The following is a 13,622-nucleotide window of genomic DNA, read 5'->3' as shown; positions in this document are numbered from 1 at the left end:
GTTCATTTGGGAGTGCTTTTCATGAATATCATCTGGCTTGGGCATGGCAGCTTTCGCATTGAAACAGCAGGACAGGTTCTGCTGATCGACCCTTGGCTGACCGGCAACCCCGTTTTGCCTGAAGATCAGCATGACGCTGTTTTGGAAGGCGCGACACATATCCTGCTGACACACACGCATTTCGATCATGTTGTTGACGTTGTCTCATTGGCCAAACATCTGAACGTCCCCGTAGTCGGCCAGTATGACCTAATGGGGTACTGGAGCGAAGCCGAGGGTCTTGAAACAGTCGGCTTCAACAAAGGCGGCACGGTCAACCTGAACGGTGTTATGGTCTCGATGGTACCCGCCTCGCACAGCTCGACATTTTCAACCCCAGACGGGCTGCGCACCGGCGGCAGCGAGGTCGGTTTCATGATCTCATCCGAGGGGCACATGCTCTATGTTTCGGGCGACACCGATATCATGGCCGATATGGACTGGATGGGGGATTACTATAATCCCGATATTGGTATCCTGTCCGCAGGGGGCCACTTTACCATGGACATGAAAGGCGCCGCCTATGCTGCAAAGCGCTATTTCAATTTCAAAACCGTGATTCCCTGCCATTACAAGACCTTCCCGATTCTGGAACAATCCGCGCAGGTGCTGGCGGACGGTTTGCCGGGTGTCGAGGTGATCGAACCGCAGCTGATGCAAGCCATCAAGCTGTAGCCGCTTGATGAGTAACGCGGTAACACCCTCTCCAGAACTGGTCGCCGTCATACGGCGCTGGAATGATGCGGTTCGCCTCAAGGATCGCGCCGCGCTGATGAACCTGCTCTCGTCATCTGAACATCTGCGGTATCAGGGGTCGGCAGATGGCGAAAGCTGGTCCGGACAGGTGTTCCGCCAGGGCTTTGCCGACCACACCCGCGAAATTCCGGATTTCAGCTGGGACGAACATTCGCTCGAGGCGTTTGAATGCGGTGACATAGGATGGGCCCATTGCGAAGCAACACTTGCATTCACATCAAACGGCAAAGCCGCGCTCCATAGGTTCACCTTTGTATTGCATCTGGAAAACGGTGTCTGGAAGATGATCCAAATGCATGTCTCCAACCCGACTTCGAACATGGAGAAAATCGGGATCGAGCATGAAGCGCTGAACGCATTGATCGCGGCAGCTCGGCAGGAATTCACTCAGGATCAACAAGAGGGCGCGGCTTCGGTCATGTTTACTGATATCGCGGGTTCTTCTGAAATCACGCGTCAGGTCGGAGATCACAAATGGACCGCGCTCATATCCAGCCATTTCGATCTGGCTGAAAATCTAATTCACACCCATGGCGGCCGACTGGTCAAATCACTTGGGGATGGCACGATGTCGATCTTCTCCTCTGTCCACGACGCGATCCAAGCGGCGACCGAATTCCAAAGGGAAAATGCGGCCCTACAGTCGGATATACCCTTGGGTCTTCGGGTTGGCATTCATACCGGCGATGTCATTCAGCGGGACGAAGATTTCTTTGGATCGGTAGTCAATAAGGCCGCACGGGTGACTGGCCTTTGTGGCGCGAATGAAATTCTTGTCACCGACGTTACCCGATTGCTGCTGGGCGCGACCGCCGGGCTGCGGTTCAGCGCTCCGATTTCGGCTCAACTAAAGGGGGTCGGTGGGCCACAGACGGTCTATCGCGTGGACTGGGCCAAACCCTAGCACCGCAGGCCGGTCCCAACCCAGATTATTTACTGGTCCTCTTTTTGGTGAAGAATTCGCGCAGCAGGGCTTCGCAATCCTTGGCGGCAATACCGTCAAACACTTCGGGTTTATGGTGCGACTGTGGATGGGAAAACACCCGCGCCCCGTGAGCTACCCCACCCGATTTGGGATCAGAGGCCCCGTAATAGATCCGCCGAACACGAGCGGCGGCCAAAGCCGCGGCGCACATCGCGCAGGGTTCCAGTGTGACATAGATGTCGTGGTTAATCAGGCGTTCCGATCCGGTCGCAGCACAGGCGGCGCGCAGGGCCAGTATCTCGGCATGTGCGGTTGGGTCGTTCAACTCGCGTGTCTGATTGCCTGCCACGGCGACAACCCGGTCGCCCAGCACGATAGCAGCCCCTACCGGAACTTCGCCGCGTTCACCGGCTTCGCGCGCCTGCTCAAGCGCGATATCCATGTACGATTTGAACTCCATGCCTCTGACTGCATCAGAAACCTGCCTTTCGCAAGGCGGCGGGATGCGCTATGGGCTGCAAATGACTAATACCCCTCCTCCAGGCGACCGGATCGCCAAAGTCCTTGCCCGCGCTGGCGTCGCCTCGCGCCGGGAAGCGGAACGCATGATCGAAGCAGGTCGTGTGGTTGTGAACGGCAAGACCATCGACAGCCCCGCGCTGAACGTTACCGCCAAAGACAAGATCACCGTCGACGGCAAGCCGGTGTCCGAGCCGGAACCGTCACGTCTTTGGTTGTACCACAAGCCACCCGGTCTGGTTACGACGACGAAGGACGAAAAAGGCCGCGCGACGATCTTCGACAAACTGCCCGAGGACATGCCCCGCGTCATGAGCGTCGGGCGGCTTGACCTGAACTCGGAAGGGTTGCTGTTGCTGACAAATGATGGCGGCATCAAGCGCAAGCTGGAACTGCCTGCCACCGGATGGCTGCGCAGATACCGCGTCCGTGTAAACGGGCGTCCAAAAGACGAGGATTTCGCGCCGCTCCGAAAGGGGCTGGTGATCGAGGGTGAACGGTTCCAACCGATGGACGTAACACTCGATCGGCAACAGGGCGCAAACGCCTGGCTGACCATTGGCCTGCGCGAAGGTAAAAACCGCGAAATCCGCCGCGCGATCGAGGATATCGGCTTTGCCGTGAACCGGTTGCTGCGCGTCTCGTACGGCCCGTTTCAGTTGGGCAAACTGAAACCCGGAGAGGTCGAGGAAATTCGCCGCCGGGTCATGCGTGATCAGCTTGGTCTTGAGGCTGAGCCCGAGGCTCCGGCCAAACGCCCTGCACGACCACAGCGCAAACGGCCTCCGATCGGCAAGAAATCTCGCAAATGATAAGGGTTAGGCAACCTTCCCCCTAGCGCCGGGGCCGCGCATCCCCTAAGTTTTCCGCAAAGAGAAACTCAGGGAGCATCATGTCCGGGTCCGGAGTACAAAAACTGGCTTACGTGGCCTTATTGGTTCTGTTGTTCGGCGTCTGCACCGGGTTACTGGGAGGGCTGTAAGCACATGGCCAAACGCTTTGGCGGCAAATACAGCCCAAACGACTCAGATTCGTCGACAGATCAACCGGCGCGCGGTCAGTTTGATGGCGCGCGCGTAGAACCAGCTGGAGCACGGGCTAATATCCTGTTTATCCCGGCTGTTCCATTGGTGTTTCTGTCGCTGAACGACGGTGCAATCGGGATGACCATTGGACTTGTTGCCGCTGGTTTGCTGACCGGGGCAGCCTTTCTGCTGCGCGAAGGGTTGCGGGCCGAAGCGGCCTATAACGCGCGGCGCACCGCACGGCGCCCGGCAATTCCCCGCAAGATATTTTCCAGCGTTCTGACCGGCCTTGGGGCCGGGTTGGCCTCATACCGATCCGAGTTTCTCGATGCGGCAACCGTGTCTGACGCCAGCCTCATCGCCCCAGTTTTATTCGGCACCGCCGCTGCTGTGTTGCATTCCGTTTCCTTCGGCCTGGACCCTATGTCAGACAAAGGCATGGAAGGCATCGATACCTTTCAGCAGGACCGTGTCGCACGGGTAGTCGAAGACGCTGAGGCGCATCTGACCGAAATGACCGACGCCATCAAACGTGCTGGGGACCGCCGGATCGAAGCGCGGGTCGAGCGATTTCAGGAAACTGCCCGCGATTTGTTTCGCACCGTCGAAGAAGACCCGCGCGATCTGGCCGGAGCAAGAAAATACCTGACCGTCTATCTGCAGGGTGCCCGTGACGCGACGGTCAAGTTCTCGGATGTTTATGCCAGAACACGTGATGCACAGTCGCTGCAGAATTACTCGTCTCTACTGGATGACCTGGAACAGAATTTCTCTGCCAGGACCCGTAAGATGCTATTGGATGACCGCAGCGATCTGACGGTTGAAATTGACGTGCTGCGCGAACGGTTGCAGCGCGAAGGCGTTCGGTTGGACTGACCGGCCCAAAGTATACAGAGAGGATTACCCCATGTCCGAGGAAGTAAAGAACAAGGCGGTCGAAGCCGAAACGCTGGTACAGGAAGTGACCGCCGTAGCCCTGCCCGACCCCACGGCGGAAGTTGTCCTTCTGAAAGAGGCCGACGAGCCTGTAGGTGCTGAAATTCGTAAACGCATGGGCGAGATCGACATGGGGAACACGAACTCGATCGTGTCCTTCGGCTCGGGTGCGCAGGCCGAGTTGCAGGAAATCAGCCAGGCGATGCTGGCGGATGTCCGCAACAAGGATGTCGGTCCGGCAGGTGACAGCCTGCGTAATATCGTGACCACGATCCGTGGATTCTCGGTCAGCGAACTCGACGTGCGGCGCGAGCGTAGCTGGTGGGAAAAACTGTTGGGCAAGGCCGCCCCGTTCGCCAAGTTCACCGCCCAATACGAACAGGTTCAAGGCCAGATCGACCGGATCACGGATGACTTGCTTTCGCATGAACATACGCTGTTGAAGGACATCAAGTCCCTGGACATCCTGTATGAAAAAACCTTGGGCTTTTATGATGAGCTGGCGCTTTACATCGCGGCCGGCGAAGAGAAATTGAACGAACTGGACAGCCGGGACATTCCTCAGAAAGAGGCCGAGGTTCAGGCCGCGCCCGAAGAGGATCAGGTGATGAAAGCGCAGGAGCTGCGCGATTTGCGTGCTGCGCGCGATGATCTGGAACGCCGGGTGCATGATCTGAAGCTGACGCGACAGGTAACCATGCAGTCGCTGCCCTCGATCCGTCTGGTTCAGGAAAATGACAAATCCCTGGTGACCAAGATCAACTCGACCCTAGTGAACACCGTACCGCTCTGGGAAACCCAGCTGGCACAAGCCGTCACCATTCAGCGCAGCGCCGAGGCCGCCGCCGCCGTGCGCGATGCGAATGACCTAACCAACGACCTTCTGACCGCGAATGCCGCCAACCTGCGCGAGTCGAACAAGGTGATCCGTCAGGAAATGGAGCGCGGTGTCTTTGATATCGAGGCCGTAAAACAGGCCAATGCCGATCTGATCGGAACCATCAATGAAAGCCTGGAGATTGCGGATGAAGGCAAGGCCAAACGCGCCGCTGCCGAGCAAGAGCTGCAGAAGATGGAAACCGAACTGCGCGACACTTTGGCCGCAGCCAAAGCGCGCAAGGACGGTATCGGTGACAACGCCGGAACAGCTGTTCCGGGCTAATGGTGGATTGAAGGTGCGGTCACTGGGATATCTGAAGCCCGTATTGGGTCTGGTCGCATTGCTGGCGTTGGCCAACTGCGACGAGGCCCTGACGTCTTCGGTTGCCACTCAACCGCGCCCCGTAGTCCCCCCAGCGCCTGCCCCTAATGCCTATGTACCTCCATCTGCGGCCAGTCAGGATCTGGCGCGGTTCTATCAGCGGGTAGAACGTGACCTGCTAACGCGTGGTATGCTGCGCAGCGATGGCGGCGGGCCGGACACACCCTATGATGCCAGCGATCTGGAGCGCAATTTCGAGACGATTGCCTTTTTCAACGAGTATCCAGATCACGCCGTCACCGCGACCACATACTCGACCGAGGGCCAGCTTAGCCGATGGTCCGCCCCCATCCGTGTTCAGACAGAATTCGCCCCGTCTGTGTCCCCCGAAATGCGGGCAAAGGATGCCGAACAGGTCGAGACCTTTACCGCGCGGCTGTCCAAAGTGACCGGTCATCCGATGTCTGTCGTTACCCGCAAGGCAAATTTCCATGTCTTTTTCGCGGGAAAGGATGACAGTGCATACGTGGTCTCCCGCCTGAAACAGCTTGTACCTGGCATCGATCAGCCATTGCTTGACCTGGTTGCAAACCCGCGTTCAAATATTGACTGTTTTGTCATCGCGTCTCCGACCAACCGGTCCCTGCACCGATTTGTTCGGGCGGTGGTGCTGATCCGTGCTGAATTGCCTGATATGCTGCGGCGCAGTTGCATCCACGAAGAAATGGCGCAGGGGCTGGGACTCTCCAATGACAGCAACGCTGCGCGACCATCCATCTTTAATGATGACGATGAATTTGCGCTGCTGACCAGCCATGACGAGAAATTACTGACAATGCTCTATGACCCGCGTCTTGAGCCTGGCGTGGCTGTCGAAGACGCGCGTCCTGTGGTGCGGATCATTGCGCGCGAACTGATGGGCCAGCAGCTGTGAGCCCAAGATAAGGAGACCCCAAATGGGTATTTTCGATTTTCTGACCGGCGAGTTCATCGACGTCATCCACTGGGTCGACGACACCCGCGATACGATGGTCTGGCGGTTCGAACGCGAGGGCCATGCGATCAAATACGGCGCCAAACTGACCGTGCGCGAAGGCCAGGCGGCCGTTTTCGTGCATGAGGGGCAGCTGGCGGATGTTTTCACCCCCGGTCTCTATATGCTTGAGACCAACAATATGCCGATCCTGACGACACTGCAGCATTGGGACCATGGCTTTCAGTCTCCGTTCAAATCCGAGATTTATTTCGTCAACACGACTCGCTTCAATGACCTGAAATGGGGCACCAAGAATCCGATCATGCTGCGCGATCCGGAATTCGGACCGACCCGCATTCGCGCTTTCGGTACTTATACAACCCGGGTCAAAGACCCAGCAAAATTCATGATCGAAATCGTCGGCACCGATGGTGAGTTCACGATGGACGAGATCAGCTTTCAGGTGCGCAATATCATCGTTCAGGAATTCAGCCGGGTCATCGCAGGATCAGGCATTCCGGTTCTGGACATGGCCGCCAATACCGCCGATCTGGGCAAGTTGATCGCGGCAGAAGTGACCCCGGTCTTGGACGGGTACGGGCTGGAGATGCCTGAATTTTATATCGAGAACATCTCACTGCCACCCGCAGTTGAAGCGGCGCTGGACAAGCGGACATCGATGGGGCTGGCTGGTGATCTGGGTAAATTCACCCAGTATTCAGCCGCTGAGGCGATGACAGCCGCGGCCAACAATCCCGGTCAGGGCGGTGGCATGGGCGCTGGCCTTGGCATGGGAATGGGCATGGCCATGGCACAGCAGATGTCGAACATGGCAGCGGGTCAGCCGAGCGGTCCGTGGGGCGGTTCTGCCCCCGCTGCCCAGCAACCTGCGGCGCATACGGCGCCTCCGCCGCCACCGCCAGTGGAACATGTCTGGCATATCGCCGTTGACGGGCAAACCAGCGGGCCATTTTCCAAGGCCAAGATGGGCCGCATGGCGACAGACGGAGAGATCACCCGAGACACCCATGTCTGGACCGCCGGTCAGGACGGCTGGAAAAAGGCGGGTGAGGTACAGGAACTGGCGCAGTTGTTCACGATCCTGCCGCCACCCCCGCCCGGAGCCTGAAGTGACGGAAAGCTTAGGCAGCAACGTTTAACGCGTATCCGCAACTTCTCTGAAAGAGCAAACGAATGTCTACTTTGGACCGCTACTCAAAGCCCCAAATCGTATTGCACTGGCTGATCGCTGTGATCATCATCGGCGAATGGATCAGCAGCGATGGCATGGGACGCGCCCTGCACGCCCGGCTCGAGGGCAACACGGTCTGGACAGAAGGCGCCACCCCTCATGTCTGGCTTGGCTGCATCGTCTTTGCGCTGATCCTGGTCCGCATCCTTCTTCGGTGGCGACAGGGCGCGCCTGCCCCGGTTGAGGAGAGCTCGGCCCTGATGGCGACTGCAGCAAATTTGGGACATCTGTTGCTGTATGCGCTGATGGTCGCCGTTCCGATCTTTGGTATGCTGGCCTGGTTCGGGGGAATCCATGTTGCTGGTGAGGTCCACGAAACCGTGGGCAATGCCCTGTTGTTCGTCGCATTAGGTCACGCTGCCTTTGCCATCTGGCATCATTTCATCAAACGGGACGGGGTGCTGAACCGGATGCGCCTGTCCTCTGGCCGATAACGCAAATTCGAGGCTTCAATGGCCCCTACCGACCCTAACATTGTAGACGAACACCGCTTTCCCTGCGATCAATGCGGGGCGGATTATCGGTTCAATCCCGGTGATGGTACGCTCACCTGTGACCATTGCGGTCACTCCGAGTCCATTGGCGCGGGACCGTGGGGCGGCGCCAGCCTGAAAGAGCTGGATTTCAACAGCGCGCTGTCAGATCAGCTGCCTGATGATGAGATCGAGGAAACGCGTGTTCTGACCTGCCCCAACTGCGCGGCTCAGGTTGAATTCGACCCGGCCACGCATGCAGCCGAATGCCCCTTTTGCGCAACCCCGGTGGTCACCGATACCGGCATCAGCCGTCATATCAAACCCCGCGGTGTGCTGCCTTTTGCGCTGGATGAGCGCACGGCGCATAAAGCGATGGGAGACTGGCTGGGACGGTTATGGTTCGCCCCAAACGGGTTGAAGGATTATGCCCGCAAAGGGCGCAAGATGCAGGGTATCTATGTTCCATACTGGACCTTCGATGCGGATACGAAATCCACATATCGGGGCGAGCGCGGCATAGTTTACTATGAAACACGCAGTGTCATGCGCGATGGCAAGCGTGTACAGCAAAGGGTCGCCAAGGTGAGATGGTCCCCGAAATCGGGCCGGGTCGCACGGTTCTTTGATGACGTTCTGGTTTTGGCATCCCAGTCTTTGCCCAAGAAGTATACCGACGCGCTGGAACCCTGGGATTTACCCGCGTTGGAACCGTATCAGCCTGAGTACCTCGCCGGTTTTCGGGCCGAGGCCTATACAGTCGAATTGAATGACGGCTACACCGAAGCCCGCACACATATGTCCCGCGTGATAGAACGGGATGTACGCTTTGATATTGGTGGCGATCGGCAGCGCGTTCATGCGGTTGAGACCGATGTGCGGGATGTGACCTTCAAGCATGTCCTCCTGCCGATCTGGATGGCCGCCTACAAATATCGGGGGCAGACGTACAGGTTTGTAGTAAACGGCCGCACCGGGCGCGTTCAGGGGGAACGTCCCTGGTCAGCGCTCAAGATCTCTGTCGCCGTGTGCCTTGGCCTTTTGGTAGCTGCCGGTGTTGGTTACATGGTGGCAACCGGTCAGCAGTGACCCGCGGACCGCATCAGCCCTTGAACATCCGCCAGTCTGACCTCATCCTGCGCCCTGTCAACGCCGATGGGGAGGCCTGTGTGACACTATCCGCTCTGAACAATCTACTGGATCAACGGCATTCCTGCCGCGCCTTCCTTTCTGACCCGGTGCCAAAGGATCAGATCAATCAGATCCTGACCAGCGCAGCCCGCGTTCCAAGCTGGTGCAATGCGCAGCCCTGGAGCGTGACCATCACCATCGGGCCAGAGACCGATAAGTTTCGGAAGGCACTGCAGGATGAGGTAGCCGCGGACACGCCATCCCCGGACCTGCCCTTTCCTGCCTCCTATTCGGGCATCTACCAGGAACGACGCCGTGAATGCGGCTGGGCCCTTTACGAAGCCGTTGGCGTTGAACGCGGAGATCGCGCCGGGTCCACCCGGCAGATGAAGGAGAATTTCGCCCTTTTCGGAGCGCCCCATTGTGCAATCATATCCAGCCCAACGGAACTCGGCGCTTATGGCGCCATGGATTGTGGTGGCTTTGTTACGGCCTTCACGCTGGCGGCGCAGGCTCTGGGCATAGCGACAATTCCGCAGGCCGCAGTGGCCAGCTATGGCCCTTTTCTGCACCGATATTTCAAAATCCCGGATGACCGTCTGATCCTATGTGCGATCTCTTTCGGCTATGCAGACAAAGACCACCCGGCCAACGGGTTCAGAACCAGTCGCGCCAAGCCCGACGCGTTTGTCGAGTGGGTCGACTAACCATCAAATGGAGGAACCAAATGCGTGCGCTGTTGCAGAGGGTCTCGCTGGCAAAAGTCTCGGTCGAGGGTACGGTGATCGGACAAACTGGTCCGGGCCTGCTGATACTGGTTTGCGCGATGCAAGGAGACGACGACCAAAAGGCCGAACAGCTTGCTGCCAAGGTCTCGAAGCTGCGGATATTCAAGGATGAGGCCGGCAAGATGAACAGGTCGGTTCTGGATATGGGCGGCTCGGCCCTAGTAATCAGCCAGTTCACACTTGCCGCTGATACCTCGCGCGGGAACCGCCCGGGGTTTTCTGAAGCGGCACCGCCAGAGGTTGGAAAACGCTTGTATGAGGTTTTCGCGCATCGGCTAAGTGGTCTTGGCGTCCCTGTCGAAACCGGTCAATTCGGGGCGGATATGGCCGTCGAACTGGTCAATGACGGCCCGGTCACGATCTGGGTCGAAAGCTGATGGAGCAAAGGCAAAAGGCAACCCGAATATGGCAGGCCGGAGTTGACGCGGTTAGTGGATATGCGGCGACGTTAACGGCGCTGAATGATATCGAGGCGCCCGACCAAATTTTAGCTGTCGGCAAAGCTGCGGCGGCGATGACCCGCGCAGCGCTGGACCATTTCGGCCCCCTCCCCGCTTTGGTTGTCACCAAAGATGGCCACGGGGACGCCCTGCCCGACTATGTAGAGGTGATCGAGACCTCTCATCCCGTTCCAGATATTCGCAGTCTGCAAGCGGGCCGCGCACTGCGTGAGATGGTCCAGTCGATGGGATCGTCTTCGCATTTGCTACTTCTGACTTCGGGTGGGGCCTCGTCTTTGGCCGAGGACCTTGTACCCGGCAAAACGCTGGCGAATCTGGAGCAGTTGAACCGAAAACTGCTGTCGGAAGGGATGAATATCTCTGAAATGAACGCCGAACGGCGCAAACTGTCCCAGATCAAAGGGTCTGGCCTGTTGGCTCAGTTCAAAGGAGCGAAGGCGACTGTACTGGCGATTTCCGATGTGCCCGGCGATGACCTGAACGTTATCGGATCGGGCATTGGCGCACTTCCTGAGCCGCGCGATTTTCAGGGAGTTGCGCGCATCGTTGCATCGAACAAGCATGCCCGTGCTGCCGCCGTCCGACAGGCCATGGCCGAGGGCGCACCCGTTCTAGCGAATGAGGAATGCCTGCACGATGACCTGAAAAGCATAACAGCCCGTTTGGGGCCACAGCTGCGCAATATGCCCGAAGGCGTCATGGTTTTCGGTGGAGAGCCAACTGTCGTGCTGCCCAGAAATCCAGGCAAGGGTGGGCGCAATCAGGCCCTCGCTTTAGCGTTGGCCAGAGAAATCGCGGGTATTGCTGGGCTGACGCTGCTTGTCGGGGGCACCGACGGCACCGACGGGCCGACCCAGGCCGCGGGGGCGATTGTTGACGGGACCACCTGGGGCGATGGTGCGGAAAAGGCGCTGCGGGATGCTGACAGCGGCAGCTATCTGGAACGCGTAAATGCTCTTTTCGTCACCGGACCGACCGGTACCAACGTAATGGACCTTATTGTCGCAATCCGAAGCTGATTTGACGATTTTCACCTGCACCAAAACCCTTTTGGCCCCGAGACTGACCGAATGAATCCAGCCGACAATTCGCTACTCGACATCGAAGACCTGCCAGATGTCGGCATTCACATGCCGGATGGGTGCCGGCTTTCAGCCCGGATATGGAAGCCGTCGCATGCAGAAAGCCACCCTGTACCTGCCATTCTGGAGTTCCTGCCCTATCGCAAGCGCGACGGCACTGCGACACGAGACGCCCTGACCCATCCTTGGTTTGCCAAGCGCGGCTATGCCTGCATCCGCGTGGACATGCGCGGCAATGGTGACAGCGAAGGGCTGATGGAGGATGAGTATACCCAGCGGGAACTGGACGATGCAGTTGCAACTATCGAATGGCTGGCGCAGCAACCGTGGTGCTCTGGTTCTGTAGGAATGATGGGGATCAGTTGGGGCGGTTTCAATGCTTTGCAGGTGGCGGCACTACAGCCAGAGGCGCTGAAGGCGATTATCACGCTGTGCTCGACCGCCGACCGGTATGCGGACGACATCCACTACAAGGGTGGCTGCCTGCTGAACGAAAATCTCGGCTGGGGCGCGACCATGTGGTCTTATTCATCGCGCGCTCCCGATCCGGCCCTGCGTCCGAACTGGCGCGAGCTGTGGCTGGACCGCCTTGAGAACGAGCCCTTTCTGCCCTCTGTCTGGTTGCGCCATCAGACGCGAGATGACTATTGGCGTCACGGGTCAGTCTGCGAGGATTTCAGCGCTATCCGGGCGGCGACTTTGGCTGTTGGCGGCTGGGGTGACGCCTATAAGAATACGGTGCCTTTATTGGTTGAACAGCTTGATTCTCCGGTCAAGGGGATCGTCGGGCCTTGGGTTCACAAGTATCCGCATTTTGCTGTTCCCGAGCCCCGAATCGGATTTCTGCAAGAGGCCCTGCGTTGGTGGGACCATTGGTTGAAAAGCCAGGATACTGGCGTCGACCAGGAACCCGACTATCGCGCCTATCTTATGGATGGGGTACGCCCCCAGCGCTGGTACAAGGAACGGCCCGGTTGCTGGGTAACCGAGGATAAAGGCGCGACCTCGCATCTTCCTATTCAAACTCTGAATATTTCTAATGCTGGGCTGGACCAACCCGGACCCCTGGACACGTGCATCCGATCCCCCCAGACCTGCGGGATGGAAGGCGGAGAATACTGCGCCATCTGGTTGGGGCCGGATATGCCGGGCGATCAGCGTGTGGATGATGCATTTTCGGCCTGTTTCGACAGCGCCCCACTGGCCAATGATTTGAACATCGTGGGCGCGCCGCAAATATGCCTGCACATCAGTGCCGACCGTCCCTATGCCCAGATGGCCGTGCGCTTGAATCACGTCCATCCCGATGGGGCAACAACACGCATAACATACGGTGTCCTTAACCTGTGCCATCGCGATACCCATTCGCAACCGACCGAATTGGTCCCTGGCAAGGTTTACGAGGTCACGCTGGATCTGGACCATATCGCTTATCGGGTGCCAAAGGGACACCACTTGCGGATTGCGGTATCCAGCGCCTATTGGCCGCTGATCTGGCCTTCGCCCGAGTCTGCAGAACTGCATCTGACCGAGGGCCAAATCAAGCTGCCCATCCGTCACGCGGCTAGCGAGGCATATGTATTCCCTCCCCCGGATGCCGAGGCCGCACACGACATCACGACTGTCCGAGACAGCCGGAACTCTCGACAGGTCGAAACTGACATGAACTCGGGGGAAACTCATCTGATTATAGAAGATGACTTTGGCCTTGTTACAGAAAACCACCACGGCCTGACACATGGCGGAACAGCCTTTGAACGTTGGTCGATTCGCCCTGATGATCCGTTATCTGCACGCGGATATTGCCATTGGACACAAGAGATAATCCGTGACGGCACAGAGCTGCGTACAGAAACATCTTGCGAAATGTGGTCAGACGCCGGAAACTTCTACCTCTGTGCTGAACTCAAGGCATTTGAAAACGGCAGTTTGGTATTTTCAAAGACTAAGGAGGATACCGTACCGCGTAATCATATGTGAAATTCAAGCAGGTCTGAGCCGGACTTTTTTCTTGCTCGACCAACCGAATTGCGCCTAACTTGACTGGCGCGTCAATAA

General features: G+C 58.0%; 13 protein-coding genes and 1 pseudogene. 13 read left to right on the top strand and 1 reads right to left on the bottom strand.

The window, feature by feature from the left end:
• Positions 1-21: 21 nt before the first annotated feature.
• Together AC2FLB_RS04675 and AC2FLB_RS04670 are read left to right on the top strand one after the other, a co-directional pair.
• Positions 22-714 carry a metal-dependent hydrolase gene (locus tag AC2FLB_RS04675; RefSeq protein WP_496701996.1) on the top strand — a complete coding sequence of 231 codons (693 nt, stop codon included), beginning with the start codon at positions 22-24 and terminating at the stop codon, positions 712-714.
• 7 nt (positions 715-721) lie between these two features.
• On the top strand, positions 722-1,699 hold the full coding sequence (locus AC2FLB_RS04670) for a nuclear transport factor 2 family protein (protein ID WP_496708739.1): 978 nt from the start codon (positions 722-724) through the stop codon (positions 1,697-1,699).
• A 25-nt stretch (positions 1,700-1,724) separates the two neighbouring features.
• Here AC2FLB_RS04670 and AC2FLB_RS04665 read toward each other — a convergent pair whose 3' ends face one another.
• Positions 1,725-2,180, bottom strand: coding sequence for a nucleoside deaminase (locus AC2FLB_RS04665; protein WP_496708738.1), 456 nt, complete (start codon positions 2,178-2,180; stop codon positions 1,725-1,727).
• Positions 2,181-2,241: 61 nt separating this feature from the next.
• Here AC2FLB_RS04665 and AC2FLB_RS04660 point away from each other — a divergent pair.
• From AC2FLB_RS04660 to AC2FLB_RS04610, 11 genes and pseudogenes are all read left to right on the top strand, one after another.
• Positions 2,242-3,048, top strand: a pseudogene (locus AC2FLB_RS04660) (pseudouridine synthase); the annotation flags it as partial.
• A gap of 177 nt (positions 3,049-3,225) precedes the next feature.
• Complete coding sequence (locus AC2FLB_RS04655) at positions 3,226-4,140, top strand: 5-bromo-4-chloroindolyl phosphate hydrolysis family protein (RefSeq protein WP_496706624.1); 915 nt, start codon at positions 3,226-3,228, stop codon at positions 4,138-4,140.
• 31 nt (positions 4,141-4,171) lie between these two features.
• Positions 4,172-5,362 carry a toxic anion resistance protein gene (locus tag AC2FLB_RS04650; RefSeq protein WP_281994942.1) on the top strand — a complete coding sequence of 397 codons (1,191 nt, stop codon included), beginning with the start codon at positions 4,172-4,174 and terminating at the stop codon, positions 5,360-5,362.
• Complete coding sequence (locus AC2FLB_RS04645; protein WP_496701987.1) at positions 5,331-6,335, top strand: DUF2927 domain-containing protein; 1,005 nt, start codon at positions 5,331-5,333, stop codon at positions 6,333-6,335. Before AC2FLB_RS04650 ends, AC2FLB_RS04645 begins: the two co-directional genes overlap by 32 nt.
• Before the next feature lie 22 nt (positions 6,336-6,357).
• A complete protein-coding gene (locus AC2FLB_RS04640; protein WP_281994943.1) occupies positions 6,358-7,506 on the top strand; it encodes an SPFH domain-containing protein in 1,149 nt (382 codons plus the stop codon).
• A gap of 65 nt (positions 7,507-7,571) precedes the next feature.
• Positions 7,572-8,063, top strand: coding sequence for a cytochrome b (locus tag AC2FLB_RS04635; RefSeq protein ID WP_496701985.1), 492 nt, complete (start codon positions 7,572-7,574; stop codon positions 8,061-8,063).
• A gap of 18 nt (positions 8,064-8,081) precedes the next feature.
• The gene (locus AC2FLB_RS04630; protein WP_496708737.1) at positions 8,082-9,191 is read left to right on the top strand and encodes a TFIIB-type zinc finger domain-containing protein; all 1,110 of its coding nucleotides are present in this window, start codon (positions 8,082-8,084) and stop codon (positions 9,189-9,191) included.
• An 80-nt stretch (positions 9,192-9,271) separates the two neighbouring features.
• Positions 9,272-9,940 (top strand): nitroreductase, encoded by a 669-nt coding sequence (locus AC2FLB_RS04625; protein WP_496708736.1) that lies wholly within the window; start codon positions 9,272-9,274, stop codon positions 9,938-9,940.
• Positions 9,941-9,960: 20 nt separating this feature from the next.
• Positions 9,961-10,398, top strand: a complete 438-nt coding sequence (gene dtd / locus AC2FLB_RS04620) for a D-aminoacyl-tRNA deacylase (RefSeq protein WP_496701979.1) — start codon at positions 9,961-9,963, stop codon at positions 10,396-10,398.
• Positions 10,398-11,501, top strand: a complete 1,104-nt coding sequence (locus AC2FLB_RS04615; RefSeq protein WP_496708735.1) for a DUF4147 domain-containing protein — start codon at positions 10,398-10,400, stop codon at positions 11,499-11,501. The genes dtd and AC2FLB_RS04615 overlap by 1 nt, the downstream gene beginning before the upstream one ends.
• A gap of 51 nt (positions 11,502-11,552) precedes the next feature.
• The gene (locus AC2FLB_RS04610; RefSeq protein WP_496708734.1) at positions 11,553-13,544 is read left to right on the top strand and encodes a CocE/NonD family hydrolase; all 1,992 of its coding nucleotides are present in this window, start codon (positions 11,553-11,555) and stop codon (positions 13,542-13,544) included.
• The last annotated feature ends 78 nt before the right edge of the window (positions 13,545-13,622 follow it).

This window comes from Ruegeria sp. CDSA236, from assembly GCF_059611285.1.
The sequence above is the reverse complement of the archived record's forward strand: the minus strand, read 5'-3'. Positions and strand labels throughout refer to the sequence as shown.

Coding starts and splice junctions, on each gene's coding strand:
- AC2FLB_RS04675 (WP_496701996.1), top strand. CDS start 22: ATGAATATCATCTGGCTTGGGCATGGCAGCTTTCGCATTGAAACAGCA.
- AC2FLB_RS04670 (WP_496708739.1), top strand. CDS start 722: ATGAGTAACGCGGTAACACCCTCTCCAGAACTGGTCGCCGTCATACGG.
- AC2FLB_RS04665 (WP_496708738.1), bottom strand. CDS start 2,180: ATGGAGTTCAAATCGTACATGGATATCGCGCTTGAGCAGGCGCGCGAA.
- AC2FLB_RS04655 (WP_496706624.1), top strand. CDS start 3,226: ATGGCCAAACGCTTTGGCGGCAAATACAGCCCAAACGACTCAGATTCG.
- AC2FLB_RS04650 (WP_281994942.1), top strand. CDS start 4,172: ATGTCCGAGGAAGTAAAGAACAAGGCGGTCGAAGCCGAAACGCTGGTA.
- AC2FLB_RS04640 (WP_281994943.1), top strand. CDS start 6,358: ATGGGTATTTTCGATTTTCTGACCGGCGAGTTCATCGACGTCATCCAC.
- AC2FLB_RS04635 (WP_496701985.1), top strand. CDS start 7,572: ATGTCTACTTTGGACCGCTACTCAAAGCCCCAAATCGTATTGCACTGG.
- AC2FLB_RS04630 (WP_496708737.1), top strand. CDS start 8,082: ATGGCCCCTACCGACCCTAACATTGTAGACGAACACCGCTTTCCCTGC.
- dtd (WP_496701979.1), top strand. CDS start 9,961: ATGCGTGCGCTGTTGCAGAGGGTCTCGCTGGCAAAAGTCTCGGTCGAG.
- AC2FLB_RS04615 (WP_496708735.1), top strand. CDS start 10,398: ATGGAGCAAAGGCAAAAGGCAACCCGAATATGGCAGGCCGGAGTTGAC.
- AC2FLB_RS04610 (WP_496708734.1), top strand. CDS start 11,553: ATGAATCCAGCCGACAATTCGCTACTCGACATCGAAGACCTGCCAGAT.